Annotated in this window: 28 protein-coding genes and 1 pseudogene; 15 read left to right on the forward strand and 14 right to left on the reverse strand. The window is 63.5% G+C overall.

The genetic code is table 11. The annotated features are described in order from the left end of the window. Positions 1–259: 259 nt before the first annotated feature. Positions 260–1,078 (forward strand): putative phage abortive infection protein, encoded by an 819-nt coding sequence (locus QBJ92_RS18585; protein ID WP_277971177.1) that lies wholly within the window; start codon positions 260–262, stop codon positions 1,076–1,078. 57 nt (positions 1,079–1,135) lie between these two features. Here QBJ92_RS18585 and QBJ92_RS18590 read toward each other — a convergent pair whose 3' ends face one another. The 5 genes from QBJ92_RS18590 to QBJ92_RS18610 all read right to left on the reverse strand — a co-directional run bounded on the left by QBJ92_RS18590 (position 1,136) and on the right by QBJ92_RS18610 (position 7,106). Further along, positions 1,136–1,615: a glutathione peroxidase gene (locus QBJ92_RS18590; RefSeq protein ID WP_277971178.1), complete on the reverse strand. Its 480-nt coding sequence runs from the start codon at positions 1,613–1,615 to the stop codon at positions 1,136–1,138. Next, the gene (locus tag QBJ92_RS18595; protein ID WP_277971179.1) at positions 1,612–2,214 is read right to left on the reverse strand and encodes a GNAT family N-acetyltransferase; all 603 of its coding nucleotides are present in this window, start codon (positions 2,212–2,214) and stop codon (positions 1,612–1,614) included. Before QBJ92_RS18595 ends, QBJ92_RS18590 begins: the two co-directional genes overlap by 4 nt. Beyond that, a complete protein-coding gene (locus tag QBJ92_RS18600) occupies positions 2,211–2,885 on the reverse strand; it encodes an ABC transporter ATP-binding protein (RefSeq protein WP_277971180.1) in 675 nt (224 codons plus the stop codon). The genes QBJ92_RS18595 and QBJ92_RS18600 overlap by 4 nt, the downstream gene beginning before the upstream one ends. After that, positions 2,878–4,128 (reverse strand): lipoprotein-releasing ABC transporter permease subunit, encoded by a 1,251-nt coding sequence (locus QBJ92_RS18605; protein WP_277971181.1) that lies wholly within the window; start codon positions 4,126–4,128, stop codon positions 2,878–2,880. The genes QBJ92_RS18600 and QBJ92_RS18605 overlap by 8 nt, the downstream gene beginning before the upstream one ends. Positions 4,129–4,652: 524 nt before the next feature. Further along, positions 4,653–7,106: a TonB-dependent receptor gene (locus QBJ92_RS18610; protein WP_277971182.1), complete on the reverse strand. Its 2,454-nt coding sequence runs from the start codon at positions 7,104–7,106 to the stop codon at positions 4,653–4,655. Positions 7,107–7,369: 263 nt separating this feature from the next. Here QBJ92_RS18610 and QBJ92_RS18615 point away from each other — a divergent pair, with 263 nt between their 5' ends. After that, entirely contained in the window at positions 7,370–7,843 is a 474-nt protein-coding gene (locus tag QBJ92_RS18615; RefSeq protein WP_277971183.1) for an Hsp20 family protein, read from the forward strand. 67 nt (positions 7,844–7,910) lie between these two features. On the opposite strand, the gene QBJ92_RS18620 is transcribed toward QBJ92_RS18615, so the two are convergent. Together QBJ92_RS18620 and secG are read right to left on the reverse strand one after the other, a co-directional pair. Next, on the reverse strand, positions 7,911–9,545 hold the full coding sequence (locus QBJ92_RS18620; RefSeq protein WP_277971184.1) for a CTP synthase: 1,635 nt from the start codon (positions 9,543–9,545) through the stop codon (positions 7,911–7,913). 109 nt (positions 9,546–9,654) lie between these two features. Then, positions 9,655–10,059, reverse strand: coding sequence for a preprotein translocase subunit SecG (secG, locus tag QBJ92_RS18625; RefSeq protein WP_277971185.1), 405 nt, complete (start codon positions 10,057–10,059; stop codon positions 9,655–9,657). Positions 10,060–10,393: 334 nt separating this feature from the next. Between secG and QBJ92_RS18630 the strand changes: the two genes are divergently transcribed. The 9 genes from QBJ92_RS18630 (at position 10,394) to QBJ92_RS18670 (ending at position 18,285) form a co-directional block, all read left to right on the forward strand. Continuing rightward, the gene (locus QBJ92_RS18630) at positions 10,394–10,717 is read left to right on the forward strand and encodes a MarR family transcriptional regulator (protein WP_277971186.1); all 324 of its coding nucleotides are present in this window, start codon (positions 10,394–10,396) and stop codon (positions 10,715–10,717) included. Between the two features lie 52 nt (positions 10,718–10,769). Beyond that, positions 10,770–11,030 carry an SH3 domain-containing protein gene (locus QBJ92_RS18635; protein WP_277971187.1) on the forward strand — a complete coding sequence of 87 codons (261 nt, stop codon included), beginning with the start codon at positions 10,770–10,772 and terminating at the stop codon, positions 11,028–11,030. Beyond that, positions 11,027–11,956, forward strand: a complete 930-nt coding sequence (gene argC / locus QBJ92_RS18640; RefSeq protein ID WP_277971188.1) for an N-acetyl-gamma-glutamyl-phosphate reductase — start codon at positions 11,027–11,029, stop codon at positions 11,954–11,956. The genes QBJ92_RS18635 and argC overlap by 4 nt, the downstream gene beginning before the upstream one ends. A gap of 94 nt (positions 11,957–12,050) precedes the next feature. After that, positions 12,051–13,514 (forward strand): glucose-6-phosphate dehydrogenase, encoded by a 1,464-nt coding sequence (gene zwf, locus QBJ92_RS18645; RefSeq protein WP_277971189.1) that lies wholly within the window; start codon positions 12,051–12,053, stop codon positions 13,512–13,514. Between the two features lie 103 nt (positions 13,515–13,617). After that, positions 13,618–14,328 carry a 6-phosphogluconolactonase gene (gene pgl / locus QBJ92_RS18650; RefSeq protein ID WP_277971190.1) on the forward strand — a complete coding sequence of 237 codons (711 nt, stop codon included), beginning with the start codon at positions 13,618–13,620 and terminating at the stop codon, positions 14,326–14,328. A gap of 118 nt (positions 14,329–14,446) precedes the next feature. Then, positions 14,447–16,264 (forward strand): phosphogluconate dehydratase, encoded by a 1,818-nt coding sequence (gene edd, locus QBJ92_RS18655; protein WP_277971191.1) that lies wholly within the window; start codon positions 14,447–14,449, stop codon positions 16,262–16,264. Positions 16,265–16,318: 54 nt separating this feature from the next. Next, entirely contained in the window at positions 16,319–17,287 is a 969-nt protein-coding gene (gene glk / locus QBJ92_RS18660) for a glucokinase (protein ID WP_277971192.1), read from the forward strand. Further along, positions 17,284–17,898: a bifunctional 4-hydroxy-2-oxoglutarate aldolase/2-dehydro-3-deoxy-phosphogluconate aldolase gene (gene eda / locus QBJ92_RS18665; RefSeq protein ID WP_277971193.1), complete on the forward strand. Its 615-nt coding sequence runs from the start codon at positions 17,284–17,286 to the stop codon at positions 17,896–17,898. Before glk ends, eda begins: the two co-directional genes overlap by 4 nt. A gap of 153 nt (positions 17,899–18,051) precedes the next feature. Further along, the gene (locus QBJ92_RS18670) at positions 18,052–18,285 is read left to right on the forward strand and encodes a hypothetical protein (protein WP_277971194.1); all 234 of its coding nucleotides are present in this window, start codon (positions 18,052–18,054) and stop codon (positions 18,283–18,285) included. A gap of 93 nt (positions 18,286–18,378) precedes the next feature. Here the strand turns inward: QBJ92_RS18670 and mltG are convergent, their stop codons facing one another. The 5 genes from mltG to fabD all read right to left on the reverse strand — a co-directional run bounded on the left by mltG (position 18,379) and on the right by fabD (position 22,787). Continuing rightward, complete coding sequence (mltG, locus tag QBJ92_RS18675) at positions 18,379–19,344, reverse strand: endolytic transglycosylase MltG (RefSeq protein WP_277971195.1); 966 nt, start codon at positions 19,342–19,344, stop codon at positions 18,379–18,381. A 7-nt stretch (positions 19,345–19,351) separates the two neighbouring features. Then, positions 19,352–20,611: a beta-ketoacyl-ACP synthase II gene (gene fabF / locus QBJ92_RS18680; protein ID WP_277971196.1), complete on the reverse strand. Its 1,260-nt coding sequence runs from the start codon at positions 20,609–20,611 to the stop codon at positions 19,352–19,354. A gap of 123 nt (positions 20,612–20,734) precedes the next feature. Further along, the gene (locus QBJ92_RS18685; protein ID WP_010163766.1) at positions 20,735–20,971 is read right to left on the reverse strand and encodes an acyl carrier protein; all 237 of its coding nucleotides are present in this window, start codon (positions 20,969–20,971) and stop codon (positions 20,735–20,737) included. Positions 20,972–21,097: 126 nt separating this feature from the next. Beyond that, positions 21,098–21,838 carry a 3-oxoacyl-[acyl-carrier-protein] reductase gene (gene fabG / locus QBJ92_RS18690; RefSeq protein ID WP_277971197.1) on the reverse strand — a complete coding sequence of 247 codons (741 nt, stop codon included), beginning with the start codon at positions 21,836–21,838 and terminating at the stop codon, positions 21,098–21,100. 13 nt (positions 21,839–21,851) lie between these two features. Then, a complete protein-coding gene (gene fabD, locus QBJ92_RS18695) occupies positions 21,852–22,787 on the reverse strand; it encodes an ACP S-malonyltransferase (protein ID WP_277971198.1) in 936 nt (311 codons plus the stop codon). 184 nt (positions 22,788–22,971) lie between these two features. On the opposite strand from fabD, the gene QBJ92_RS18700 reads away from it, so the two are divergent. Next, positions 22,972–23,349: an RcnB family protein gene (locus QBJ92_RS18700; RefSeq protein WP_277971199.1), complete on the forward strand. Its 378-nt coding sequence runs from the start codon at positions 22,972–22,974 to the stop codon at positions 23,347–23,349. 56 nt (positions 23,350–23,405) lie between these two features. Here the strand turns inward: QBJ92_RS18700 and QBJ92_RS18705 are convergent, their stop codons facing one another. Continuing rightward, on the reverse strand, positions 23,406–24,116 hold the full coding sequence (locus QBJ92_RS18705) for a helix-turn-helix transcriptional regulator (protein WP_277971200.1): 711 nt from the start codon (positions 24,114–24,116) through the stop codon (positions 23,406–23,408). Positions 24,117–24,650: 534 nt separating this feature from the next. Here QBJ92_RS18705 and rpsF point away from each other — a divergent pair. From rpsF to rplI, 3 genes are read left to right on the forward strand one after another with little or no spacing between them, the layout of a single operon-like run. Next, positions 24,651–25,076 (forward strand): 30S ribosomal protein S6, encoded by a 426-nt coding sequence (rpsF, locus tag QBJ92_RS18710; protein WP_277971201.1) that lies wholly within the window; start codon positions 24,651–24,653, stop codon positions 25,074–25,076. Between the two features lie 13 nt (positions 25,077–25,089). Next, positions 25,090–25,314 carry a 30S ribosomal protein S18 gene (rpsR, locus tag QBJ92_RS18715; RefSeq protein ID WP_010163758.1) on the forward strand — a complete coding sequence of 75 codons (225 nt, stop codon included), beginning with the start codon at positions 25,090–25,092 and terminating at the stop codon, positions 25,312–25,314. 12 nt (positions 25,315–25,326) lie between these two features. Beyond that, positions 25,327–25,932: a 50S ribosomal protein L9 gene (rplI, locus tag QBJ92_RS18720; protein WP_277971202.1), complete on the forward strand. Its 606-nt coding sequence runs from the start codon at positions 25,327–25,329 to the stop codon at positions 25,930–25,932. A 463-nt stretch (positions 25,933–26,395) separates the two neighbouring features. Here rplI and QBJ92_RS18725 read toward each other — a convergent pair. Then, positions 26,396–26,962: pseudogene (locus tag QBJ92_RS18725) on the reverse strand (DNA mismatch repair endonuclease MutL); the annotation flags it as partial.

The raw sequence follows: 26,962 nt of genomic DNA on the forward strand, positions 1-26,962 counted from the left end.
CTAATGGACAATCAACCAACCGTCATAAACTGAGCCAACGGTCATGACTGGTTTTTAAATCGGAAGGAATACTCGACCCATCTTTGCGGTGGACGTTCGACATGCATAATTAGGTGGCTCAACGGGCGGTCGTGCTTCCCTATGTGCAAATAGACATATTTGATTGCGACGACCTCAAAATTTAGTCTATCAAAATCCATAGCATACGAGGGCCACGGTACGGTTTTGCCCCTCACGATTCAAAAGTCGGGGGACGGTTTTGCGCACATTCGGCATTTTGGCATTTGCGGCGACCGTTCTGATCGCGCTTTGGACTTTTTGGGCACTGGATGGGGTAGATATAGCTGCTTGGTGGCTAGATCACCGCGCGCTTACTATTCAGGAGGCGGGATCATGGGGCGACTCATTTGGAGCATTCAACGCCTTAGTATCGACCTTCGGCTCTGCTGCCGTTTTGGCAACACTTTGGCTGCAAACTAAAAGTCTCAATGATCAAGCACGGGATACCCATAGGCAACGCTTTGAAAGCAGTTTTTTTGAGCTATTGCGATTGGTGCGGGAGGTTCGCTCAGAAATCACATACTCATATTCTGTTGAGTACATCGAAATGTCTAATATCACAAAGTCGGTTTTTGGGACGGACAAGGAACCCATAAGCCGCACGTATCGTGGGCACGAGGCAATACGGTCTGCTGTAGTAGAACTGCGATATTGGGTAGCTCCAGGAAGATCTGCTCGAACAAAAGATAGTTTAATTAAAATATATGAGCAGAGGATACCCGGCAGCAACGAAGCATCTCTTGGTCCATATTTCCGACTGATTTACACTATTTTACATAGAGTCAGTTTTGATAAATACCTTTTGCAAAACGAGAAAAACGAATATGGAAACCTTCTAAGGAGCCAGTTGACCAGCGAAGAGCTTTCTTTAATTGCAGTAAACTCGCTAGCTCCCTTTGCAAAAGGCTTGGCAGATCTAATTCGAGAGTTCCGGCTGCTAAAATATCTCCCACCGTCTTCCCTCCGTAGAAGATTGGTACCTTTGCTTGGTGATGAGGCTTTTGCATCTCGAGATTAGATGCTTCGGCTTAATCCGCCTTGAATTTGCGTTGTAGCGCAGGCGTTTTCATCGCTGCTAAAGCAGCTTCGCAATATCCCCCTCAATCGCCTCAGGCTTGGTCGTCGGCGCATAGCGCTCGATCACCTTGCCGCTGCGATCCACCAGGAACTTGGTGAAGTTCCACTTGATCGCCTGCGTGCCGAGGAACCCCGGGGCCTGCGCCTTGAGCTCGGTGAACAACGGGTCGGAGTCCGCGCCGTTGACGTCGACCTTGGCGAACAGCGGGAAGCTGACATCATAGGTCAGCGAACAGAAATTCTTGATCTCCTCGGCATTGCCGGGCTCCTGCGCGCCGAACTGGTTGCACGGGAAGCCGAGCACCGCGAAGCCCTTGTCCGCGAACTTGCGGTGAAGCGCCTCCAGCCCGGCATATTGCGGGGTGAAGCCGCATTTGGACGCGGTGTTGACGATCAGCAGCACGCGCCCGGCATATGTCTTGAGGTCGACCAGTTTGCCGTCGGCGGCGTGGACGGTCAGCTCGGTGATCTTGGTCATGCCGGTGTTCCTTGGTTGCGCGCGAGCAGGAAGCGCAGGTTGCGTTCGACCCCCGCCCATTCGCTCGCGATGATCGAATAGACGACGAGATCGCGGATGCGGCCATCCATCAGCTGGTGATTGCGCAGCACCCCGTCGCGCTTCGCGCCGAGCCGCTCGATCGCCTTTTGCGACGCCTTGTTGAACCAGTCGGTGCGGATCTGGACCGCGTTGCAGTCCATGACCTCGAACGCGTGTTTGAGCAGCAGCAGCTTGGCCTCGGTATTGACCCCGCTGCGCTGGACCGACTGTGCGTAGAAGGTGCCGCCGATCTCGAGCCGGCGGTGCGCAGCGTTCATCCGCATGTAGCGGGTAAGGCCGACGACCTGCCCGTCCGGCTTGCACACGGTGAACGGCATCGCGCGCCCGTAATCGCGCTCCTTGAACAGCGCCGCCATGAAGCCGTCCGGGTCGGTGAGCGTGGAGGCGTTGGTGAAGAACAGTTCGCTGATCCTGCCGTCCGCCGCTGCAGCGACGATGCCGTCGCGATCGTCGAGCACCGTCGGGCGGAGCGTGACATTCTGGCCGACCAGCGTCGGCGGGTCGGTCCAGGCTGTCATGCAAGCCGTCCTTCGTGAAGTCGGACGACGCGGTCCATCTTGGCCGCGATCCGTTCGTTGTGGGTGGCGACCAGCGCCGCCGAGCCTTCCCCGCGCACCAGCCGTAGGAATTCGGCGAGCACCACGTCCGCGGTGCCCTCGTCGAGGTTGCCGGTCGGTTCGTCCGCCAGCACCAGCGCGGGCCGGTTGGCGAGCGCGCGGGCGACCGCGACGCGCTGTTGCTCGCCGCCCGACAACTGGCTGGGGCGATGCGTCAGGCGGTGGCCGAGGCCGAGCGCGGTGAGCAACGCGGCGGCGCGGGCGTCGGCTTCGTCGCGCGGGCGGTCCTGGATCATCTGGGGGAGGACGACATTCTCGGTCGCGTTGAAATCGGGGAGCAGGTGGTGGAACTGATAGACGAAGCCGAGCTTGTCGCGCCGCACCCGCGTCCGCCCGTCGGCGTTCAATCGCGCGGCTTCCTCGCCGTCGATCCGGATCGATCCGCCGAACCCGCCCTCGAGCAACCCGACCGCCTGGAGCATCGTCGACTTGCCCGACCCCGAGGGGCCGAGCAAAGCGACGATCTCGCCCGCGCCGACGGTGAGATCGACTCCGCGCAGGACTTCGATCGTCTCGCCGCCCTGCGCGAAGCTGCGCGACAGGCCGGTGACGGAGAGAACCGGTTCATTCATAGCGGAGCACCTGGACGGGATCGGTGCTCGCCGCCTTGAGCGCGGGGTAGAGCGTGGCGAGGAAGCTGAACACCAGCGCCATCAGCGCGATGACGGTGACTTCGACCGGATCGGTCTTGGACGGGAGTTCGCTCAGGAAGCGGACCGAGGGGTCCCACAGGTTCTGCCCGGTCGCCCATTGCACGACGTTGACGACATCCTGGCGGAACTGGAGGAAGATGAAACCGAGGATCAGCCCCGCGATCACGCCGAGCCCGCCGATCGTGGTGCCGACGGTCATGAAGATCCGGATCATCGCCCCCCGGCTCGCCCCCATCGTCCTGAGGATCGCGATGTCGCGCGTCTTGGCGCGGACCAGCATGATCAGCGACGACAGGATGTTGAACACCGCGACCAGGATGATGATCGACAGCACCGTGAACATCGCGACCCGCTCGACGCCCAATGCCTCGAACAGTTGCGCGTTCATCTGGCGCCAGTCCTGCACCACGCCGCTCCGCCCGATCTTGTCGACCAGGGGCGCGAGGATCGGGCCGATCTGGTCCGGATTGGTGGTCTGCAGCTCGACGATATTGACCGAGTCGCCGAACATGAGGAGCGTCTGCGCATCCTCCAGCGGCATTATGACATAGGCCTTGTCGAAATCGTACACGCCGATCGTGAAGACCGCGCCGACGGTGTAGTTGACGATCCGCGGCACCGTGCCGAACGGGGTTGATTGCCCCTGCGGGCTGATCAGCGCGATCTGGCTGCCGACGACCGCGCCGAGCGAGTCCGCCAGCCCCGACCCGATCGCGATCTTGCCGCTGCCCGGCGTCAGGTTGCTGAGCGAGCCCATCACGATCTTGCTGCCGATCGTCTTGTTCGAGCGGATGTCCGCCACACGCATCCCGCGGAGCAATATGCCTTCGACCCGGCCGTTGTAGGTGGTCATCAGCGGCTGTTCGATCAGCGGCGTCGCGCTGGTGACACCCGGCGTGGCTTCGGCGAGCCCGACGACGCGGCGCCAGTCGGGCATCTGGCCGCCATAGCCCTGCACCACTGCATGGCCGTTGAGGCCGACGATCTTGTCGAACAGCTCGGCGCGGAAGCCGTTCATCACGCTCATCACGATCACCAGCGCGGCGACGCCGAGCATGACCGCGACGAGACTGATCCCGGCGACGAGGAAGATGAACGCTTCGCCCTTGCCCGGCAGCAAGTAGCGCCGGGCGATCATGCGTTCGTATCGGGATAGGATCATATGGTTCGGTCTGTCCGCCCCGGTGGTGCTCAAGCGGTCGCTCTAGGCGCGAGGTCGCGGGCTGGCAACTGTTGCTACGTGTTGCGCAATCGCCACAGGAGCGCCGCAATCGGTTCGCGTCGGCCACATTCCCGGTGACAAGCCCCCGGAACGAACCTAACGCTTTTGTCACTGACACACAGGCAACGGCCGTGGTTCGGGGATGCCTTCAGCGCCGCCTAAAAGGGCTGGCTGCGAAGGCGAATTGGGGGCTGACGAGCGATCGTCACGCAGGCGCCCGGGTCGGAAACGGCCCGGGCGTTTGCTTGTGTGCAGCATTTCCTCTGGCGAAGGCTTTGCTGGTCGGCGCTTCTTCCTTATTTGTGGTTTGCTCTCTGGCGGGGGGTGTTCTGCTGGGCTTCCCCACCCCAACCCCTCCCCTGAAGGGGAGGGGCTAGAAAGAAGCGATCGCCAAAAAGCCCCTCCCCTTCAGGGGAGGGGTTGGGGTGGGGCCGAGCCTTGCAGAGCGCAACGCCTCCCAAATCTTAGAACGACTTGCTTAGCGTAAGGCCATAGGTCCGCGGGTCCCCAGGTTGCCCGACGACCAACCCCGTGCTTCCCGACTGCGTCGCCAGCACCTCGTAGTAATTCTGGTCGAACGCATTGCGCACCCAGCCGAACACGTTGAAATCGTCGCGCGCCTTGAACCCCAGCCGGAAATTGCTGAGCGCATACCCCTTAATGTCAGTATAGGCGGATCGCGACGGGTTCGAAGAAAACGTCGAACGGTAGCTGCCGTCGTATCCAACATAGACCTGCCCCTCGAGCGCACCGATCCGCGCGGGCACGTCATATTCCGCCCCGTACGAAAATGCCCATTTCGAAACACCCGGGAGCCACTGCCCTGACACGTCGCAACTTGCAGGACTGAGCCCCGAAACACCCGCAGCCGCCGGGGTCTGCCCAGCCGCCACGGTCGTCCCCCCCGAAAGCTCGGGTGGGCATGGCGCATCGACGAACTTCACGTAGCGCGCATCGGTGAACGCGCCGTTGGCATAGACGTTGAGCCGCGACGTCGGGCGGAACGCCGAGTCCACTTCGATCCCGCGCGTCCGCACCTTCCCGGCATTGGCGAGATACCCGCGCAACACCCCCAATTGGCCATTGGTGACGGTCGCCTGATAATCGTCGATCTCGGTCCAGAAGCCCGCGATGTTGACGGTCGCGCGACGGTCGAGGAATTGCGTCTTCAGACCGAGTTCGAAGTGATTGACCTTCTCGGGTTTGACCGTCGCCGCCGAGAGGATCGGGTTGTTCGCGCCATCGAGCGGCAAGCCCGACAGGTTGATCCCGCCCGACTTGTAGCTCCGCGCATAGGTCGCATAAGCGTGGATATCGCGCGTGACGGTATACGCGCCGGTAATGTCGCCGGACACGTTCCACTTGTCGAAGCGTGGCGTGTACGTCTGCGGGGCGAGCACGCCACGCTGGTCCGCATTCAAGGTCGTGCTGCCCGTTCCGGTCGTAACGACAGACACGTAAGAGCCATTCTTCTTGTCGTAGTTCACCCGCAACCCGGGTGCGATCGAGAAGGCATCGCTCACGTGCCACGTCGCCTTGCCGAATGCCGCGACGCTCGTGTTGGTAAAGCCGATGGTGTTGCGCGCCGTCAGCCCGTTGAGGATTGCCGGATTGCACGCGTTCGTCGTCGGGGTCGCGCACCCGGCAGCACCCGGTCGGACGCTCGCACCCGGATTGAGCAGGAACCGGCTCGCGGCCGGCCCTTGCACCTGCAACCCCTGCGTATCGATCGTCTGGTAGAAATAGAAGGCGCCGAGGACATAGTCGATCTTGCGGGTCCCGTTTGATCCGATCCGCACTTCCTGGCTGTATTGTTCCTGCTGCGACGGATTGTTCGACGCGCTGGTGATTGGCAGACCGATGAAATCGCGGTCGTTCGAGGGATCCCAGTCCCAGAAGCGCCATGCCGACACCGAAGTCAGCGTCGCGCCCCCAAGATCCAGGTTGGCGACGAGCGATGCGCCGCCGAGCGACTGTTTCGCGCGGAGCGGCGTATCGACGTCGGCGACACGATCGAACGCGTTGGTCGACGGCACAGCATAGCCCTGCGCAGCAGCAAGCGCGGCATATTGCCGATTGAGCGGTCGCTGCGTTGCGCCGGTGCGGACATAATATTGGACGCAGCATTGCGGGTTCTGCCGCGCATAATCGCCGTACAGGGTCAGATCGAGCGTATCGGTCGGCTTCCACAGCAACTGCCCGCGAAAGCCGGTATTGTCCTGACTGTTGAGATATGTGTCGGTGCGGCTGTTGTAGATCGTGCCGCGCCGCGTGGTGATCGAGGTCGACAGGCGGATCGCCAGTTTGTCGTCGATCAGCGGGCCCGACACCGACGCCTTGCCCTGGAAGAAATCGTAATTGCCGCCAGACACTTCGACCCGCGCTTCGGGGGAGAAGCTCGGTTTGCGGGTGGTGATGTTGATCGCGCCCGCCGTGGTGTTCTTGCCGTAGAGCGTGCCCTGCGGCCCGCGCAGCACTTCGATCCGCTCGGTATCGGTGAAGTCGAACGTCGCCGACGCAATCCGGCTGTAATAGACCTGGTCGACATAGATGCCGACCCCCTGCTCGATCCCGTCGTTGGTGAGCCCGAACGGCGCGCCCAGGCCGCGGATGTTCGCGGCGGAGTTGCGGGGGTTGGTCGAGTAGAATTGCAGGCTCGGCTGAAGCTGCGTCAACCGGTTGACGTTGTACGTCCCCGTCTCCGCCAGCGCGGTGCCGCCAATGACGGACATGGCGATCGGGACCGCCTGGATTGTCTCGGAGCGTCGCCGTGCGGTGACGACGATGTCGCCGCCGCCCTGTTGCGCCGTTCCCAATCGCCCCTCGGTCTGATCGACGGGTTGCGGTGGTGCGACCGGCGGCGCCTGCGTTTCGACCGCGGTCTGAGCAAGCAGGATGAGCGGCAAGTGCGCGAACATGGAAATCCCCTTTTTCGCTCGGTCGTGCCGAGTCGATCCACAATGCCTACCAATCGGGGGGATTATCACGCCGCTTGTTCTTTGGACGTCGATAGCGGGGCTTTAGGCGGACACGATTCTCGCCGTTGCGCTCTTGAACTGCCGACAGAGCGCCCCAAATTTACGCCGTGCGGTGCCGATTGCGGGCCGCATCAGGCCAGGTCGCACAGCAGTGGACCGGGCTTGCATACCAACGATGACCCTCGCTTTTAAAGGAGCCCATCATGCGTCAATTCGACCTTACCCCTTTCCGCCGCTCGACCGTCGGTTTCGACCGTTTGTTCGACATGCTCGAGGCCAATGCCCGCCAGGCGAGCGCGGACAATTATCCGCCGTTCAACCTCGAACGGATCGATACCGATCGCTACCGCATCACGATCGCGGTCGCTGGCTTCGGTCGTGACGATATTGAGATCACCGCGCAGCAGAACCTGTTGCAGGTGCGTGGGCGCAAGGATGACAAGGATGCCGCCAGCGCGTCGTTCCTTCATCTCGGCATCGCCAACCGCAGCTTCGAGCGTCGTTTCGAACTCGCCGATTTCGTGCGGGTCGAGGATGCCCGGCTCAACGACGGCCTGCTCGTTGTCGATCTTATCCGCGAAGTGCCCGAGGCGATGAAGCCCAAGACCATCGCGATCAAGACCGGTGCACCGCTGGTAGCGGTCGAGGACAACAAGGATTCGGCCCAGGCTGCCTGAACCTGTTGTCTAAACTGTAAGCCAGAGGAAGGGCGCCCGGATCAAGGTCCGGGCGCCCTTCCCGCGTTCAGACGAGACGCGACTGCCGGACTGCCGCCGCGATGAAGCTGGCGAACAGCGGATGCGGATCGAACGGCTTGCTCTTGAGCTCGGGATGGAACTGGACACCGACGAACCAGGGATGGTCCGGCCGTTCGACGATTTCGGGAAGCATCCCGTCGGGCGACATGCCGCTGAACACCAGACCGCCTTGTTCGAGACGTTCGCGATAGGCGGTGTTCACCTCGTAACGATGGCGATGGCGTTCGGAGATGTCGCTTCCGCCGTAGATAGTGGAGACGACCGAATTGCCGTCGAGCTTGGCGGGATAGGCCCCGAGCCGCATCGTACCGCCGAGGTCACCACCGGCTTCGCGCTTCTCGAGCCCGCCGGTGCTCATCCATTCGGTGATCATGCCGACGACCGGTTCGTCGGTCGGGCCGAACTCGGTCGAGCTTGCGTCCGCGATCCCGGCGAGATCGCGCGCACCTTCGACGCACGCCATCTGCATGCCGAAGCAGATGCCGAAATAGGGAATGTCGCGTTCGCGCGCGAAGCGGACGCTGGCGATCTTGCCTTCCGCCCCGCGTTCGCCGAAAGCGCCGGGGACCAGGATCGCGTCCATCGGTTCCAGTCGCGCGGCGATGTCCGCGTCGTTCGCCTCGAACAGTTCCGCGTCGATCCACTCGACGTTGACCTTAACCTTGTTCGCGATGCCGCCGTGGACGAGGGCTTCGTTCAGCGACTTATACGCATCCTGCAGGCCGACATATTTGCCGACCACACCGATCGTGACTTCGCCCTCCGGGTTGGTCAGCCGGTCCATGATGTTGGTCCAGCGCGAAAGATCGGGGGCACCGCCGGGCAGGATCCCGAACGCGTTGAGGACCGCGTCGTCGAGCCCTTCGTTGTGATACTGCACCGGCACCGCATAGATGCTTTTCGCATCGAGTGCGGGGATGACGGCCGACTTGGGGACGTTGCAGAACAACGCGATCTTCGCGCGGTCGCTTTCGGGAAGCGGTTGTTCGCAGCGGCAGACGAGCACGTCCGGCTGGACGCCCAACGCCGCCAGTTCGCGCACCGAATGCTGCGTAGGCTTGGTCTTCAGCTCGCCCGCAGCGGCGATATAGGGCACCAACGTGACGTGGATGCTGACCGAGTTGCCGCGCCCGAGATCGTTGCGCAGCTGGCGGATCGCCTCGATGAACGGCAGCGATTCGATATCGCCGACCGTTCCGCCGATCTCGCACAGGACGAAATCGAGGTCGTCGATCTCGGCTTGCGCGAAATCCTTGATCGCGTCGGTGACGTGCGGGATGACCTGCACGGTCGCCCCGAGATAATCGCCGCGGCGTTCGCGCGCGATGATCTGCTGATAGATCCGGCCCGAGGTGACGTTGTCGCTCTGGCGCGAGGGAACGCCGGTGAAGCGTTCGTAATGGCCGAGGTCGAGGTCGGTCTCGGCGCCGTCGTCGGTCACATAGACTTCGCCGTGCTGATAGGGCGACATCGTGCCTGGATCGACGTTGAGATAGGGATCGAACTTGCGGATCCGCACGCGATAGCCACGGGCCTGGAGCAGCGCCGCGAGGCTTGCTGCCATCAGTCCCTTGCCAAGCGAGGAGACCACGCCGCCGGTGATAAAAATGAACCGCGCCATGGGTACAAAGGCCTAGCGTCATCCGGGGTGGCACGACAAGCGCGCGACTCCGGGAAAGTTTCAGGGAGATGCGACGTCGGCAACGGCGATGTGCCGGCCGACACGCGGCTTATGGGGCGGTCGGGGCCGCGCCGTTGGCAGGCGCCGCGACGTTACCGGTCGGCTCGATCGCGCTGCGGGCGCCGCTCGCGAACGGATTGTTCGGGTCGGTCTGGACGGGAGGCGCGACCGGCGCGGGGGCAGTTGCTGCACCCGTAGCAAGCGTCGGATCGACCTTGGCAACGCGGTTCTGCGCGGCAAGGACCGCGAGCACGATGCTGAGCGCGATGAACACCGCACCGAGCGTCGACGTCGCCCGCGTCAGGAAGTCCGCTGCGCCGCGTGCCGACATCAGGCCCGACGGCGATCCGCCCATGCCCAGGCCGCCGCCTTCGGACTTCTGCACGAGAATGACCGACACCAGCGCCGCAGCGACGCAGAAATGGACGACGAGGAGGAACTGGAACAGAAACATGTTGCGGGTTGATCCTTGAGCGCCACTGGTCGGCTGCGTTGGGGGGCACATAGGCGAGGTCGCCGATCCGATCAACCACGGCGGTCCGGTTGCGATCAGAACGCCCCGGTCCGGCGCATTTCGCGCTTCGCTATGACTTTTTGCTCGGGAGCCCGGCGTCGGCGAGACTTTACAGCAGATTGGTGACGGATCCGCGACATTTCGCCAACGAACTGAAACCTAGCGCCATGCAAGGCGTTTGGTGTGCAGGAATGTCCCCGGCTGTCGGGGGTTGCCGAGTAATTTGCGGGTGTTGGCCGTGGCAGTTCAAAGCGATAGCTCTTTAGGCGAGTGGATGCAGGCCCTTGTCGATTATGTCCGTTCGGGAGAACCCGACCTGACCAATCGGCAGATGGCGTTATTGTTGGTCGTATACCTCAAACCGGGGCCGCACACGGTGCGCGGATTGGCGTCGATGCTCAACGTATCCAAACCGGTGGTGACACGTGCCTTGAACAGGCTTGGCACCCTGGGCTATCTGCGCCGTCAACGCGACGATAACGACAAGCGTAATATCTTCGTCGCACGTACCTCCGAAGGGGCAGGGTTTCTTGAAGATTTCGGCCAGTTCATCGGCGGCGGAGCACCGCAACCCGTCGCCCGTCACGCTACCGCGTAAAAGTTTTGCTCTTCTAGGCCAATCGGTTGCGCTGGATCCGCTGCGCTATGCGGTGCGTCGCGACCTTGCCGACATCCGCCTCGCGGATCGGGTTTTCGCGCCGCATTACGCAGCGGCGGTTTCGCGCATCGTGATTTCGCCGACCGATCTTCGGCAGGCGCCAGAAACCGATTCGCCGGTCGTTGCGGAACTGCCGATCGGGACCGCGTTCGAAGTCCTTGAGTTCATCGCGGGGCGGGCATGGGGTCGCGCGCCGGCGTTCGATCTCGTTGGCTATGTCGATACGCGCGCGCTATCGTGGCCGACGACATGAGCGTCAGTGTTTTCATCGACGGCGCCGCGGGAACGACGGGCCTGGAAATTCGCGATCGGCTTGCGGGTCGCGATGACGTTCAACTCGTCACGATCGATCCTGCCCTCCGCAAGGACCCGGAGGCGCGGCGCGCGGCGCTCAATGACAGCGATTTCGTGATCCTGTGCTTGCCCGACGACGCGGCACGCGAAGCCGTCGCGCTGATCGACAACGATCGTACCCGTGTGATCGACGCGTCCACCGCACATCGTACCGCGGATGGATGGAGCTACGGCTTCCCAGAACTCGAGCGTAGCCAGGCCGCATTGATTGCCGAATCGAAGCGTGTGACCAACCCGGGGTGTTACCCGACGGGCTTTCTCGCGCTCGTCCGCCCCTTGGTGCGGGCAGGCTTGTTGCCGGTCGACTGGCCTGTGACGGTCAACGCCGCGTCCGGATATTCCGGCGGCGGAAAGGCAATGATCGCCGAGTATGAAGGGCCGAACCCGCCCCCGGCGGCGCGCGCCTACGCGCTTGGCCTCGCGCACAAGCACGTGCCCGAGATGCAAAAGCACGCGCGGCTGGAACATCCGCCGATCTTCATGCCGTCGGTGGTCAACACCTACCGCGGGATGATCGTCGAGGTCCCGTTGCCGCTGGCAATGTTCAAGCGGCGTCCCTCGCTCCAGGCGTGCGAGGTGGCGTTGCGCGAGGCATATGGCAGCGACAGCCTGATCCGCGTGGCGGAAGGCGATGCGCCGGTCGTCCAGATCGAGGACGATTCCGGTACCGACCGGCTGACCCTCAGAGTCTGTGGCAACGCGGACGCGGGTCAGGTTCGGCTGATCGCAACGCTCGACAATCTCGGCAAGGGCGCCGCGGGCGCTGCGGTGCAGAATCTGAACGTCATGGCAGGGTTCGATCCGCTTGCCGGATTGATCCGCTGATCCGCGCAGTCCCCGAATTGTTTTCCGGTTTCACCTTGGCGGGACGATCTTCGCGGCTTAGGTGACCCCTTCCCCCCCAGGAGGTATAAGTCGCATGCCCCGCAAGCCCGTCGGTAAACTCCTCTTGTTTGGCGCCACCGGCGACCTTGCACAGCGCATGTTGCTCCCGTCGCTGTACGGTCTTCATGCCGATGGCCTGTTGCCGGACGGTCTGACCATCACCGGCACCGCACGGTCGGAGAATGACGACGCGAGCTATCGCGCCTTCGCCAAGACCGCGCTGGAGAAGTTCGTCCCCAAGGATCGGATGGACGAAAAAGCCGTGGAGAGTTTCCTCGTGCGCGTCGGCTACCAGCCGCTCGATGCGACGGATATCGACCATTACAAACAGCTGTCCGACAAGGTCGGTGACGTATCGGGCGGTCTTGCGATCTTCCTGTCGACCGCACCGTCGCTGTTCGAGGCCGTCATCCGCGGTCTCGAAGGTGCTGGCCTTGCCGGGGAAACGGTACGGATCGGGCTTGAAAAGCCGCTCGGCTACGATCTCGCGTCCAGCCGCGAAATCAACGACACCGTCGCGACCGCCTTCCCCGAGGAGCGGACGTTCCGGATCGACCATTATCTCGGCAAGGAAACCGTCCAGAACATTCTCGCCCTGCGCTTCGGGAATTCGTTCTTCGAGCCGGTGTGGAACGCGCGCGGGATCGACAACGTCCAGATCACCATTTCCGAGACGGTCGGCCTCGAAGAACGCGCGGCCTATTACGACGGCGCAGGGGCGCTGCGCGACATGGTCGCCAACCACATGCTGCAGCTGCTCGCGCTGGTGGCGATGGAACCCCCTGCCCGCTTCGACGGCAATGCGATCCGCGACGAAAAGGCCAAGGTCTTCCGCTCGCTCCGCCAGATCAAGCCGGAGGACGCCGCGCGCGATACCGTGACCGGCCAATATGGGCCGGGTGCGAGCGGCGGTGAGATCGTCAGGAGCTATACCGACGAGCTCGAAAAGGCATCGACGACCGAGACGTTCGTCGCGATCAAGGCGCATGTCGACAATTGGCGCTGGCAGGGCGTGCCCTTCTACCTGCGCACCGGCAAGCGGATGCCGACTCGCCGAAGCGAAATCGCGATCCAGTTCAAGCCGGTCCCGCATTCAATGTTCTCGAACCGCGGCGGCCTGCTCCAGCCGAACGTGCTGATCATCCGGTTGCAGCCGGAGGAATATGTCCAGCTGCTGGTGATGGCGAAGGAGCCCGGGCTGGACCGCGAGGGTATCCGCCTGCGCGAAGTGCCGCTCAACCTCAGCCTGGATGCCGAATTCGCGGGATCGCGCCGCCGGATCGCCTATGAACGCCTTTTGCTCGACCTGATCGAGGGCGACCAGACGCTGTTCGTCCGGCGCGACGAAGTCGAAGCGCAGTGGACCTGGATCGATGCGATCCGCGAAGGCTGGGTTGCCAACGACATGAAGCCCAAAAGCTATCCCTCGGGAAGCTGGGGCCCGAGCGCCGCGGTCGCGCTGACCGAGCGCGACGGTGTGACGTGGCAGGACGATTGAGCTAGTTTCGTGTTCCCGCCGATGCGGGAATCCGGGGGTCGGTCGATGCCACCCCCGTCATTTGGGCCCTGACTTTGCAGGAGCACCCAACGGAGAATGATTGATGAGCGAAGAAATCGAATGGTGGGATTATGAGGATGCCGACGAGATGGCGGACGCCGTCGCGGGCGACATCGGCTTCATCATCGATGCGGCGATCGACGCGCGCGGCGCAGCCGTAATCGCGCTGTCGGGCGGCAAGACGCCGATCCCGATCTACGAACGTCTCGCCAAGGCCAAGATCGACTGGAAGCGCGTGACGATCGTGCCGACCGACGAACGGATCGTGCCGCTGGGCGATGCGCTGTCGAACGTCACGATGATCGCCAAGACGTTCCTGCCCAAGGGCGCGCGCGTGATGCCGATCGTTCCCAATGCCACGGCAGACTATAAGGCGGCCGGGCGTTCCGCGGATGCGCTGATGCAGGATCTGCACTGGCCGCTCGACCTGTGCCTGCTGGGCGTGGGCGCGGACGGGCACACCGCCTCGATCTTCCCCGGCCCCGATTTCGACGAGGCACTGTCCGGCCCGAACGAGCGGCGCGCGGTCGGCGTGATGCCGGATCCCTTGCCCAAGGAAGCGCCGGTTGCACGTGTCACGCTCAGCCGCGCGGCGATCGTCTCGGCGCGTGCGCTGATCATCGCGGTGACGGGCGACGCCAAGAAAAAGGTGATCGAGCAGGCAATCAAGCAGGGACCGTCTTCGCCTTACCCGATCGGTCGTGTATTGGCGGATGCGGAACTGCCGGTCGACATTCACTGGTCGGCGGAATGATCGCCAGCCCGCCGTTCCCCCGGGCGCGTCCCGGGAGCGACGGCGGCGCACGGTACGCGGACGGCGGAAGCGCGGCGCGGTGGATGCCGGGACAAACCCGGCATGACGGAGGACTATAATGACGCTGCACCCCGAAATCGCCGCGGTCACCGACCGGGTCATCACGCGGTCGAAGGCGACGCGTGAGGCGTATCTCGGCCTGATCGGGCGCGCGCGCGACACCCATATCGAACGACCGGCGATGGGCTGCGCGAATGCCGCGCACGCTTATGCCGGAACCGAGGAAGATCGCCCGGCGCTGACCAGCGGCAAGGCGATGAACATCGGGATCGTCACGTCGTACAACGACATGCTGTCCGCGCATGCACCTTACTATCGCTACCCCGAGCAGATGAAGGTGTGGGCGCGCGAGGCCGGTGCGACGGCACAGGTCGCGGGCGGCGTTCCCGCGATGTGCGACGGCGTGACGCAGGGCTATCCCGGCATGGAGCTTTCGCTGTTCAGCCGCGACACGATCGCCTTGTCGACCGCGATCGCGCTGAGCCACGGTGTCTTTGAAGGCGCGGCGCTGCTCGGCATTTGCGACAAGATCGTGCCGGGCTTGCTGATGGGCGCTTTGCGCTTCGGACATTTGCCGATGGTCCTCATCCCGGCCGGTCCAATGCCGTCGGGGTTGCCCAACAAGGAAAAGGCCGCTGTCCGCGAGGCGTTTGCCGAGGGCAAGGTCGGGCGCGATGCGCTGCTCGAAGCCGAGATCGGCGCGTATCATTCCAAGGGCACCTGCACTTTCTACGGCACCGCCAATTCGAACCAGATGATGATGGAGGTGATGGGCCTCCACATGCCCGGCGCGGCCTTCGTCAATCCCGGCACGAAGTTGCGGCAGGAATTGACGCGCGGGGCGGTCCACCGGCTCGCCGCTAACGGCTGGCACGGCGACAATTATCGTCCACTCGGCGCGTGCGTCGATGAGAAGGCGATCGTCAACGCGGCGATCGGTCTGCTCGCAACGGGCGGATCGACCAATCACTTGCTGCATTTGCCCGCGATCGCGGCGTGTGCCGGGATCGTGCTCGACTGGGAGGATTTCGATCGCCTGTCCAAGGCGGTTCCGCTCATCACGCGCGTTTATCCCAACGGCTCGGCCGATGTGAACGGGTTCGAGGCTGCGGGCGGCATGCCGTTCGTGATCCGCGAGTTGATCGCTGCTGGGCTGCTCCACGGCGATTTGATGACGGTCGCGGGAGACAGTCTCGAGGCCTATGGACGCAAGCCCGTGCTCGAGGCGGACCATCTGAACTGGGTCAATCCCGGTGCCAGTGGCGACGAGACGATCCTGCGCACGCCGGCTGCACCGTTCGCTCCCGAAGGCGGCTTTCGCATCCTTACCGGCAACCTCGGGCGGGCGTGCATCAAGGTGTCCGCGGTCGAGCGCGACCGGTGGACGATTGAGGCACCGGCGCGCGTCTTCCACGACCAGGCGTCTGTCCAGGCGGCGTTCCAGGTGGGGGAACTCGACCGCGACGTCGTCGTGGTCGTGCGGTTCCAGGGGCCGCGCGCGAACGGGATGCCCGAGTTGCACAAGCTCACGCCGCCGCTCGGGGTGCTCCAGAACCGCGGATTCCGGGTGGCGCTCGTCACCGATGGCCGCATGTCGGGGGCGAGCGGCAAGGTGCCGTGCGCGATTCATTGTTCGCCCGAGGCGCTTGGCGAGGGTCCGCTCTCGCGGGTCCGCGACGGCGACGTGATCCGAGTCGATGCGGAGACCGGCGAGCTGTTCGCGCGTGTCGATCCGGCGGAATGGGCGGCGCGCGTGCCGGTCACGATGCCGAACGAGATCGATGGGATGGGTCGCGAACTGTTCGGCCTGTTCCGTTCGAACGCTAACGAGGCGGAACGCGGTGCATCGCCGCTGCTGACGGGCATGGGCTGGTAATAGCAATTCCGTGCTCCGGCGCAGGAGCACCGGGAGCGCGTCAAGGGGAAGAGAATGCAGGTCGTAGCAGTTGATATCGGCGGCACGCACGCCCGTTTCGCGCTGGCGGAGGTGGCAGGCGGTCGAGTCGTGTCGCTCGGCGAGCCGGTCACGCTCAAGACCGCCGAATATGGCGGGTTCCAGACCGCATGGGAGGCGTTCGGCGCGAAAGTCGGCCAACCGCTGCCGCGCGCCGCGGCGATCGCGGTTGCCTCGCCGATCAGCGGTGACGTGATCAAGCTGACCAACAACCCCTGGGTGATCCGCCCGCCGCTGATCAAGGAACGCCTTAACGTCGACGAGTTCGTCCTGATCAACGATTTCGGCGCGGTCGGCCAGGCGGTTGCGCAGGTCGACCACGGCGACTTCCTCCATCTGTGCGGACCGGACGTGCCATTTCCAAAAACCGGAGTCCTGACGGTCTGCGGACCGGGCACCGGGCTCGGCGTGGCGCAGGTCTTGCGGACTCCGGATCGGTACCACGTCATCGAGACCGAAGGCGGTCATATCGATTTCGCCCCGCTCGATGCGTTGGAAGACGCGATGGTGAAGCGCCTTCGCAAGGCCTATACGCGCGTTTCCGCCGAGCGGATCGTCTCCGGACCCGGGATCGTCGCGATGTACGAAACGCTGGCGGATATCGAGCATCGCTCGATCACGCGGCTGGACGACAAGGCGATCTGGACTGCAGCGCTCGAAGGCAAGGACAGTCTTGCCGTCACCGCCGCCGACCGGTTCTGCATGAGCCTCGGCTCGGTTGCCGGCGACCTCGCGCTCGCCCACGGCGCGAACGGGGTTGTGATCGCCGGGGGGCTCGGATTGCGGCTGAAGGACCATTTCACCCGGTCCGGCTTTGCCGAGCGCTTTTCCGCGAAGGGCCGGTTCCAGAATCGCATGGCGGCCATTCCCGTCAAACTTATTACCCATCCGCAGCCGGGCCTGTTCGGCGCGGCGGCAGCCTATGCGCAGGAGCACACGCAATGACCGCAACGATCGTCGACATCATGCAGACCAGTGCGGTCATCCCCGTTCTCGTGATCGAGGACGCCGCGACCGCGCGTCCACTGGCCGAGGCGCTCGTCGCGGGTGGCTTGCGCGTCCTAGAAGTGACGATGCGGACCCCCGCCGCGATCGACGCGATTCGGGAGATGAAGAAGGTGCCCGGCGCGATCGTCGGGGCCGGGACGGTGGTGAACGCCGATCAGTTCACGCGCGTGATGGATGCGGGCGCCGAGTTCATCGTTTCCCCGGGTTTGACCGAACGCCTTGCGCGGCCGATCATCGACAGCGGCGTGCCGTTCCTGCCGGGTATCGCCAACGCGGCCGACATCATGACCGGGCTTGAACTGGGGCTGACGCACTTCAAATTCTTCCCGGCGGAGACGAATGGCGGGCTCAAGGCCCTCAAGGCGCTTGCTGCACCGTTCTACCAGTGCAGCTTCTGCCCGACCGGCGGCATTACCGAGCAAAGCGCGCCCGAATGGCTCGCGTTCAAGCCAGTATTGTGTGTCGGCGGAAGCTGGGTGACGCCGAAAGGCGCGTCGATGGCGGAAATTGAGGGCCTTGCCCGCGCAGCAAACGCGTTGCGCGGATAATCCTGGGGGCGTCATTCCGCGCTTTGCCGGGGTGACGCCCCAAGACGATAACGTGAACATGTGCTGCGTCGCAGCAATAAAAACTAACGCGCTGGTTAAACAAGGGCTTCCTTGCCCACTTATCTAGGTAGTCCCCACTTAAGGAGACTGCCGATGTCCGGACCGAACGACAAAAACCGCCCAGGCCCGCATGACACGCTGCGCGGGTCGCTGCTGTTCCTCATGTTCGGGATCAGCATGCTGGCGTTTTTGGTGGCCATCGATCGGCCCGAGTGGTTCGTCCTGAAGCCGGCGACCGGGACGGCGGTTGCAATGTCCGCTGCCCCGAAGATCACCCCGGGTGCGGCTGACACGGCACGTCGAAGTGCCTTCGAAGTCCAGAAATAACCTCCAGCGGCTAATCTGGCGGATCTGCGGCCCTGACGGTCGGGGGAGTACAGCGAATGTGCTTCCCCGCACTCAGCGTTTAGGCTGGTACCTTCAGATTCCGTGCTGAAGCCGGTACGCCCGCCATTTGACGACATTGGCGTTATGCTGCTGCAGCGTATCGGCAAAGACGTGGCCGCCAGTGCCGTCCGCAACGAAATACAGCGCCTTCGACGCTGCGGGATCGAGGACGGCATCGATGCTGGCCCGCCCCGGATTGCAGATCGGTCCTGCCGGCAAGCCGGTCATCGCATAGGTATTGTACGCGTTGACCGCGCGGACTTCGGACAACAGGATTTTGCGACCGAGCGGTTTGCCCTTTGTGATTGGGTAGATGATCGTCGGGTCCGCCTGCAGCATCATTCCCTGCCGTAGCCGATTGGCATAGACCGCCGCGACGAGCCGTCGTTCGGCCGGTTTGCCCGTTTCCTTCTCCACGATCGACGCAAGTATCAGCGCCTCGCGCGGCGTCTTCACGACCAGGCCGGGCTTCCGTTTGGCCCACGCCTGCGCGAGGTACCGCGTCATCGGTTCCTGCATCCGCGCGACCATCTGCGCGCGCGTTTCGCCACGCTGATAGGCGTAGCTGTCGGGCAGGATGCTGCCTTCCGCTGGCGCCTCGATGGCGCCCGTCAGTTCGGCGGTCCGGTCTAGCACCTGCTTGACCATGACCGACGGATAACCCTCCGGCACCACGACGTAGCGCTGAACCGTCTTGGTGCCTTGCAGAACCTTGAGGATGTCCCCCTGGCTGAGCCGGGGTGGTATGCGATATTCGCCCGCCTTGACCGGCGCGTTCGATCCGAAGACGCGCGCAAGCAATCGGAACCGCTCAGCCGAAGCGATCGCTCCAGCTTTCTCAAGCTGGAGCGACACCGTGGCAAGGCTCGATCCCGGCGCGATCTGAACCGAGATCGCGCGGTTGAGCGGGCCGCGCCCGCCCCACATGTGGACCACGCCAAAGATGGCCAGCACCGCCAGCACGAGCGCGCCAATCGCAAGGCAGCCGGGCCGACGCATACGCCTGTCAGACCGCCGTCATGATCAGCGATGCGTTCGTCCCGCCGAAGCCGAACGAATTGTTGAGCACCGCCTTCACCGACCGCTGCTTGGCGACGTGGGGTACGAGATCGACGCCCTCGCAGCTTTCGCTGGGGTTATCGAGGTTGAGCGTCGGCGGCACGATCTGGTCGCGTAGCGCGAGGATGCAGAAAATGCTCTCCACCGCACCCGCGCCGCCGAGCAGATGCCCGATCGCCGATTTGGTCGAGCTCATCGACAAGGTGTCGATGTTGTTCCCGAACAGACGCCGGACGGCCCCCAACTCGAGCTCGTCGCCAAGGGGGGTCGAGGTACCGTGCGCGTTGATATAGTCGATGTCGGACAGTTGCAGCCCGGACCGCTTCATCGCCATTTCCATCGAGCGGAACGCGCCCGAGCCTTCGGGATGCGGCGCGGTGACGTGATACGCGTCGCCGGACATGCCGTAGCCGATCACCTCGGCGTAGATCTTGGCGCCGCGCGCCTTGGCGTGCTCATATTCCTCGAGGCAGACGACGCCCGCGCCTTCGCCCATGACGAAGCCGTCGCGCGCGATGTCGTAGGGGCGGCTGCCCTTCTCGGGCTGGTCGTTGAACGCGGTCGACAGCGCGCGCGCCTGCGCGAAGCCGGCGATCCCGAGCGGGCAGATCGCCCCTTCGGCGCCGCCAGCGAGCATCACGTCGGCATCATCCATCGCGATCATCCGCGCGGCGTCGCCGATCGAATGCGCGCCGGTCGAACAGGCGGTGACGACGGCGTGGTTCGGGCCCATCAGGCCGTATTTAATCTGAACCTGTCCGGTGATGAGATTGATCAACCGACCATGGACGAAATGTGGCGAGACCCGGCTGGGTCCCTTGTTCTCGCAGACGAGGGACTCGCTTGCGATTCCCGGCAATCCGCCGATGCCCGACCCGATCGAGCAACCCGCGCGATACCGTTCGGCTTCGCTCATGTTGGTGAGGCCTGCATCCTCGAGCGCCTGACCGGCGGCGTCGATGCCGTAGATGATGAACGGGTCGACCTGGCGCTGCACCTTGTGATCGACGCGCAGATTGGGGTCAAAGCCATAGGCGTGGCCGACTGGCTTCACTTCGCAAGCGATCCGGCATTTCTGGTCCGACGCGTCGAACCGCGTGATCGGCCCGGCACCGGACTTAGAGGCGAGCAAGTTCGCCCAGACCGTCTCGACCTCCGCGCCGAGCGGCGTCACGAGCCCCAAACCGGTTACGACAACACGGCGCATGGCCATCTCCCGTTGAATTTCTTGTCTTGCAAAAGAGAAACGGCTCCCCGCCCCCGGTCAATTGCCCTGGGACGGGGAGCCGATCCTGTCGTCAGCGTTGCTGCCGCGCCGATGGCGTGGCGCTCAGCCCTTGTGCTCGTCGATGAAAGTGATCGCGTCCTTGACGGTCGTGATCTTCTCGGCGGCATCATCCGGAATTTCGACTTCGAATTCTTCTTCGAATGCCATCACCAGCTCGACGATGTCGAGGCTGTCCGCGCCCAGATCATCGATGAAGCTCGCATCTTCGGTCACCTTGTCGGCTTCAACGCCGAGATGCTCGACGACGATCTTCTTAACGCGGTCTGCGGTCTCGCTCATATTCCGTCCCTCTGTAGCTGGGGGTTCTTGATTCCTGAACGCACCTAGAACGGGGTCGGGCCCCTTGCAAGGGGAACCGGCACCTGAACCGGTACGGTAACGCCGCGAACCGTGCGGCGTCTGCGCTTAGATCATTGCCATGCCACCATTGACGTGGATTGTCTGCCCCGTGACATAGCCCGCTTCGCGGCTGGCCAGATAGACGACGGCTGCGCCAATATCCATGCCCTCGCCCATTTTTCCCATCGGAATCCGTGCGTTCAACGCGTCTTTCTGCGCGTCGGGCAGCCCGGCGGTCATCGGCGACGCGATGAAGCCGGGGGCAACGCAGTTTACCGTGATCCCGCGGCTGGCGAGTTCCTGCGCGAGCGCCTTGGACATCGCCGTCAGCGCGCCCTTGGATGCCGCATAATTTGCCTGGCCCGGGTTGCCCGTCGTGCCGACCACGGAGGTGATCGACACGATCCGGCCGAAGCGTGCCTTCATCATCGGGCGGGCCGCGGCGCGGGCAAGACGAAACGCGGCTTCGAGATTGACGCGGATCACCGCGTCCCATTCCTCGTCCTTCATCCGCATCACGAGATTGTCGCGCGTGATACCACCATTGTTGACCAGAATGTCGAGCTTGCCCCCCAGCGCCTCGACCGCTTGCGGCACGAGTGCATCGACAGCTGCGCCGTTGGAAAGGTCGCACGGCAAAGCGACATGATCGCCCTCCAACTGGTCGCGAAACGCCTCCAGCTTGGTCACGTTGGAGCCCGACACGGCCAGCCGCGCGCCTTGCGCGGCAAGGCCGCGCGCGATGGCGGAGCCGATGCCGCCCGATGCGCCCGTGACGAGCGCGGTCATTCCCGTAAGATCGAACATTGTCATTTCTCCGTCAGAGCGCTTTGGCGAGCGCTTCGATATCGTCCATCGTCACCACGCTGGTCGCCTCGACCTCGGGCGCGATCCGCTTGATCATCGGGGTGAGGACCTTGCCGCCGAACTCGACGAACCGCTCGACCCCGGTCTCGGCCATCGCCAGCACCGACTCGCGCCAGCGGACCATGCCCGTAACCTGCTCGACCAGCAGGCGCCGGATCGTGTCCGCGTCCGCCACCGCGGCGGCGGTGACGTTGGCGAAGACGGGGACCAGCGGTGCGTCGATCCGGGCGTCGGCGAGGGCGCGTTCCATCGCCTCTGCGGCGGGCTGCATCAGCGCGCAATGGAACGGTGCGGAGACGGGGAGCAGAACGGCGCGTTTGGCGCCCATCTCCTTGGCGAGCCCGACCGCGCGTTCGATGGCACCGCGATGTCCCGAGATCACGACCTGCGAGGGATCGTTGTCGTTGGCGACCGTGCACACTTCGCCTTCCGCAGCCGCATCGGCGATCGCGCGCGCCTTGTCGACATCGGCGCCGAGCAGCGCGGCCATCGCACCCAGACCGACGGGGACCGCCGCCTGCATCGCTTGCCCGCGCAGTTTGAGCAGGCGCGCCGTCGTGGCGAGGTCGACCGCGCCCGCTGCGCAAAGGGCGCTATATTCGCCGAGCGAATGACCCGCGACATAATCGGCCTTGTCGGCAAGCCGGATCCCGCCGTCCGCCTCGAGCACCCGCAGCGTCGCGATCGCGTTCGCCATGATTGCTGGCTGGGCGTTTTCGGTGAGTTGCAACTGATCTTCTGGACCGTCGGTCATCAGTCGGAACAGATGCTGCCCCAGCGCATCGTCGACCTCCTGAAAGACCGAACGGGCGACGGCACTGGCCTCGGCCAGCGCGCGGCCCATGCCGACGACCTGACTGCCCTGCCCCGGAAATACAAACGCTCGCATAGCACCACTCCTTTGTCGGGGCGGTTAGGCTCTCGACCAAAGCCACGTCAACCTGAACGGGCGCGAACCGGCCGCGACATTTTGCGACCCTTTGACGCGCCTGACGGCACCGATGCGCGACAAACGCCTTCCACATAGGAGCCGACGCCGGGAGCAAGGCGCCGTCGAAACACAGGAGTTCTTCATGAGAAAGATGATCATCGCGATCCTCGCCGCGGCCGCCGCCGCGAGTCCGATCGCCGCAACCAGCGCCGAAGCGCAGCAGCAGCGCCAGACGACCACGGTTGTCCGCGAGCGCCCGAACGGGACGGTCGTCACCAAGCGCACGACGGTCAATCGCCGCAACGTCGCGCAGAACCACCGTCGCTGGGCCAGGGGCCAACGGTTCGATCGACGCTACGCATCGAATTACCGTGAAATCAACGACTGGCGGGCGTATCGCGGACGTCGCCTTTACGCCCCACCACGCGGCTACCGTTGGGTCCGTTCCGGGAACGATGCCGTCCTGATCGCGGTGTCCGGCGGGATCATCGGTGCCGTCCTCGCCGGAGCGTTCAACTGATCCGGCGGCCAGCGATCGAATGATGCTGGCACTTTACGAATACGCGGGTGAGCCGATTAATGGCTCACCCGCACAGTCGCGCGTCGTGCGATGGTCCGGTCGAGCGGTCCGGTTGCGGGGAACGACGGGGCCGGTGCGTCCGTCGCCCACGGGTCGTGGAGCGCTGCGGTCGCCAGCAACGTTGCTACAAGTTCGACCTGGCGGCTTGTCCCCGTCTTGGCGAAGATCGCAGACAATTGCTTCCGCACGGTCGCGACGACCGATCCGCGAAGCTTTGCGTGCATCGTCAGCGACCGGCCGACCACCAGACTCTGTGCCAGCGAGGTCTCGCTTGCGGTGAGCAGATAGACGCGGGACGGAACGAGAATCTCGGCCTCCGCCCACGCCAGAAGATCGCGCACGACCACCCGGGTCCGGGTCGAGGTGCGGAACGTGCCGATTCCGGTTTCACGGGCGACGAGGATCGCATGTCGCGCCCCGCTCGTGTCCATCACGGAAACCAGCAGGACGTCCCCCGCCCGTTCGGTCAGCGCGGCGTTCATCTTCTCGGCCAAGTCGCCTGATGCCCAGGTTATCGCTTGATGGAGCGAACCAAGCAGCACATTCCCACGATCGAGCATGTGCTGCCCAACCGCATTGCATCCAAGCAAGACGCCGTCCGCATCCAGATCGAACGTGGCCAGATACCGGTCCGACACGGGGGCGTGGATGTTACACGCTTGGTAAAGCTGCAAGGTATCCGATCGAATTGCGACTCTTGCCGTCATTGTCCCGAAGTCCTTTCTCGACCAGCGAACGACAAAACCGGCTCGTTCGACCGCATATGCTGCGGTTCTACGCCATGTTTACCGCTGCCCAGCGCAGTGTTGCGCTCCATCCTGTCCCGCACGAAGTTTGTACTCCAGAAACAGCCAACGACAAATCCCACTGAGAAAAGAGTCATGGCGGCGAAGAGCTGAATTAGTAGGATCATTAAAGGAACCTCCTGCCCTCATCTCTTACATTCTCGGTGGTTAAACAAAAATACGGCAGATCGTGTATTGCTCATACTAAGGATGGAGGAGAGGTTCTGTAATCGGCTCCGATTATGATGTATTCGCACGGACAAAGGGTTTGGCGGGTTTCACCGACCGACGATCTCTCGATCGTCATGGCGCTTGCGTTTCAATCGATGATCGGGCAATGGGCTCGCCCGTGCTGCGGCCAGTGATGGTCGTCGTATGTAATCCCTGAGACGACAGCCGGAGGGGCGTTCGCATGGTGCGACGTCAGCGATCGGCCAAAACAGAGAGACGAGACACATGGCTCTATACGAGCACGTGTTCCTTGCGCGCCAGGATCTGGCACAAGCGCAGGTGGACGCCCTGGCGGAAATCGCCACCAAGATCGTAAATGATAACGAAGGCCGGGTCGTCAAGACCGAGAGCTGGGGTCTGCGTAGCCTGGCGTACAAGATCGCCAAGAACCGCAAGGCGCATTATGTGATGCTCGAAATCGACGCCCCTGCCGGTGTCGTCGCCGAGCTCGAGCGCCAGACGCAGATCAACGAAGACATCATCCGCTACATGACCGTCAAGGTCGACGCGCTCGAAGAGGGCCCGACCGTGATGATGCGCAAGTCCGAGCGCGACCGTGAGCGTCGTGGCGACCGTGAAGGTGGCCGTGAAGGCCGCGGTGATCGTCCTGACCGCGGCGACCGCCCGCGTCGTGACTTCGACGGCGAATAAGGAGCTATAGACCATGGCACGCCCATTTTTCCGCCGCCGCAAGAGCTGCCCGTTCTCCGCAAAAGACGCTCCCCGGATCGATTACAAAGACGTCCGGTTGCTCCAGGGCTTCGTGTCCGAGCGTGGCAAGATCGTCCCGTCGCGTATCACTTCGGTGAGTGCAAAGAAGCAGCGCGAGCTCGCCCAGGCGATCAAGCGTTCGCGTCATCTGGGCCTTCTGCCCTACATCGTTAAGTAAGGAGCGGCTGAGATGGATGTCATCCTGCTGGAACGCGTCGACAAGCTCGGCAACATCGGCGACGTCGTCAAGGTGAAGGACGGGTTCGCCCGCAACTTCCTCCTGCCGAACAAGAAGGCGCTTCGCTCCAACGAAGCCAACCGCAAGGTCTTCGAGAAGAACCGTGAGAACATCGTTGCCGAGAACGCAGCGCGTCGTTCGGAAGCGGAAGTCGAAGCCAAGACGATCGACGGCACGACCGTGACGTTGATCCGTCAGGCATCGAACACCGGCCAGCTGTACGGCTCGGTCGCGGTGCGCGATCTGATCGAGGCGCTCGAGGCCGAAGGCCACAAGGTGTCGAAGTCGGCGATCGTGCTCAACAAGCCGATCAAGGCCATCGGCCTCTATGAGGTCAAGGTTTCGCTGCACCCGGAAGTGTCGGTGACGATCAAGGTCAACATTGCACGTTCGCCCGAAGAGGCGAAGATGCAGGCCGAGGGCGTCAACGTCATGGAAGCCATGTTCGAAAAGGACGAAGCTGGCTTCGTTGAGGATTACGATCCCAACGCAGAGCCCGGTGCGACCGCCGAGGTCTCTTCGAACCACGACGACGCCGAGGCACCTGCCGCAGCGTAAGTCATTCGGTTACGATACGAAAAGGGCCGTCCGGAGAGATCCGGGCGGCCCTTTTTGGTTTGGCGACGACGCGGAAGGTTAGGCTAAGGTTAGGCGGAAACGCAATGCGATCACCGTCGGCATGGGTCGATCGATAGAGATGCCGATGCTGTCAAAGAGCAAGGCGACAAGATGCCATAATCCGCGCCTGTAGGATAGCGACGACGTTCAGCCGGTTACGGCGCATGCACCGACCAACGCGGCGAGCGGGATGAGCGCGAAGACGACGGGAAGAACTTTGGTCATGGGGCGGTCCGATACGACGATGGAGGCTGTTGTCGTGTTAATGCGCAGAGCCGGGTTTGTTTCCGCACGATGAACGAAACGCTGGGTTTCATCTTTCCGCTTCCCGTTCGTGGTGAGGAAGTCGAGAACGGGTGGGCTCGGTGTTCGCCGCTAAACGAACGGGCGGTAGATTGCCTTGCTACTTCCGCCCGAAGAGGCGTTCGATATCGCCATGCGCCAGCTTCACCCAGGTTGGGCGGCCGTGATTGCACTGGCCCGAATGCGGCGTCACTTCCATCTCGCGGAGCAGCGCGTTCATCTCGGCGACCGACAGGATTCGCCCTGCCCGCACCGATCCGTGGCACGCCATCGTCGCGGCGACATGATCCAGACGCTCACGCAAGGATAGCGCCTCGTCAAATGCGGCGAGTTCGTCGGCGAGGTCCGTGACCAGGCCGGTGACGTCGCTTTGGCCGAGCATCGCGGGCACGCCGCGCACCAGCATCGCGCGCGGGCCGAAGCGATCGAGGTCGAGGCCGAACTCGCTCAGTTCGGCGGCGCGCGCTTCGAGCCGGTCGCAGGCGGTTTCGTCGAGCTCGATCACTTCGGGGAGGAGCAGCGCCTGACTGGCCACTCCGCCGTCGGCCATCGCCTTGCGCATGCGCTCGAGCACGAGGCGTTCGTGCGCGGCGTGTTGGTCGACAAGGATCAGGCCGTCCTGTGCTTCGGCGACGATATAGGTCTTGGCGACCTGGCCGCGGGCTAC

This window comes from Sphingomonas echinoides (assembly GCF_029623395.1).
Lineage (GTDB): Bacteria > Pseudomonadota > Alphaproteobacteria > Sphingomonadales > Sphingomonadaceae > Sphingomonas > Sphingomonas echinoides_A.

Bases quoted from the DNA above. Each gene is read 5' to 3' on its own strand.
- QBJ92_RS18590 (WP_277971178.1), bottom strand. From the start codon at position 1,615: ATGACCAAGATCACCGAGCTGACCGTCCACGCCGCCGACGGCAAACTG.
- QBJ92_RS18595 (WP_277971179.1), bottom strand. From the start codon at position 2,214: ATGACAGCCTGGACCGACCCGCCGACGCTGGTCGGCCAGAATGTCACG.
- QBJ92_RS18600 (WP_277971180.1), bottom strand. From the start codon at position 2,885: ATGAATGAACCGGTTCTCTCCGTCACCGGCCTGTCGCGCAGCTTCGCG.
- QBJ92_RS18605 (WP_277971181.1), bottom strand. From the start codon at position 4,128: ATGATCCTATCCCGATACGAACGCATGATCGCCCGGCGCTACTTGCTG.
- QBJ92_RS18610 (WP_277971182.1), bottom strand. From the start codon at position 7,106: ATGTTCGCGCACTTGCCGCTCATCCTGCTTGCTCAGACCGCGGTCGAA.
- QBJ92_RS18615 (WP_277971183.1), top strand. From the start codon at position 7,370: ATGCGTCAATTCGACCTTACCCCTTTCCGCCGCTCGACCGTCGGTTTC.
- QBJ92_RS18620 (WP_277971184.1), bottom strand. From the start codon at position 9,545: ATGGCGCGGTTCATTTTTATCACCGGCGGCGTGGTCTCCTCGCTTGGC.
- secG (WP_277971185.1), bottom strand. From the start codon at position 10,059: ATGTTTCTGTTCCAGTTCCTCCTCGTCGTCCATTTCTGCGTCGCTGCG.
- QBJ92_RS18630 (WP_277971186.1), top strand. From the start codon at position 10,394: ATGCAGGCCCTTGTCGATTATGTCCGTTCGGGAGAACCCGACCTGACC.
- argC (WP_277971188.1), top strand. From the start codon at position 11,027: ATGAGCGTCAGTGTTTTCATCGACGGCGCCGCGGGAACGACGGGCCTG.
- zwf (WP_277971189.1), top strand. From the start codon at position 12,051: ATGCCCCGCAAGCCCGTCGGTAAACTCCTCTTGTTTGGCGCCACCGGC.
- pgl (WP_277971190.1), top strand. From the start codon at position 13,618: ATGAGCGAAGAAATCGAATGGTGGGATTATGAGGATGCCGACGAGATG.
- edd (WP_277971191.1), top strand. From the start codon at position 14,447: ATGACGCTGCACCCCGAAATCGCCGCGGTCACCGACCGGGTCATCACG.
- glk (WP_277971192.1), top strand. From the start codon at position 16,319: ATGCAGGTCGTAGCAGTTGATATCGGCGGCACGCACGCCCGTTTCGCG.
- eda (WP_277971193.1), top strand. From the start codon at position 17,284: ATGACCGCAACGATCGTCGACATCATGCAGACCAGTGCGGTCATCCCC.
- QBJ92_RS18670 (WP_277971194.1), top strand. From the start codon at position 18,052: ATGTCCGGACCGAACGACAAAAACCGCCCAGGCCCGCATGACACGCTG.
- mltG (WP_277971195.1), bottom strand. From the start codon at position 19,344: ATGCGTCGGCCCGGCTGCCTTGCGATTGGCGCGCTCGTGCTGGCGGTG.
- fabF (WP_277971196.1), bottom strand. From the start codon at position 20,611: ATGCGCCGTGTTGTCGTAACCGGTTTGGGGCTCGTGACGCCGCTCGGC.
- QBJ92_RS18685 (WP_010163766.1), bottom strand. From the start codon at position 20,971: ATGAGCGAGACCGCAGACCGCGTTAAGAAGATCGTCGTCGAGCATCTC.
- fabG (WP_277971197.1), bottom strand. From the start codon at position 21,838: ATGTTCGATCTTACGGGAATGACCGCGCTCGTCACGGGCGCATCGGGC.
- fabD (WP_277971198.1), bottom strand. From the start codon at position 22,787: ATGCGAGCGTTTGTATTTCCGGGGCAGGGCAGTCAGGTCGTCGGCATG.
- QBJ92_RS18700 (WP_277971199.1), top strand. From the start codon at position 22,972: ATGAGAAAGATGATCATCGCGATCCTCGCCGCGGCCGCCGCCGCGAGT.
- QBJ92_RS18705 (WP_277971200.1), bottom strand. From the start codon at position 24,116: ATGACGGCAAGAGTCGCAATTCGATCGGATACCTTGCAGCTTTACCAA.
- rpsF (WP_277971201.1), top strand. From the start codon at position 24,651: ATGGCTCTATACGAGCACGTGTTCCTTGCGCGCCAGGATCTGGCACAA.
- rpsR (WP_010163758.1), top strand. From the start codon at position 25,090: ATGGCACGCCCATTTTTCCGCCGCCGCAAGAGCTGCCCGTTCTCCGCA.
- rplI (WP_277971202.1), top strand. From the start codon at position 25,327: ATGGATGTCATCCTGCTGGAACGCGTCGACAAGCTCGGCAACATCGGC.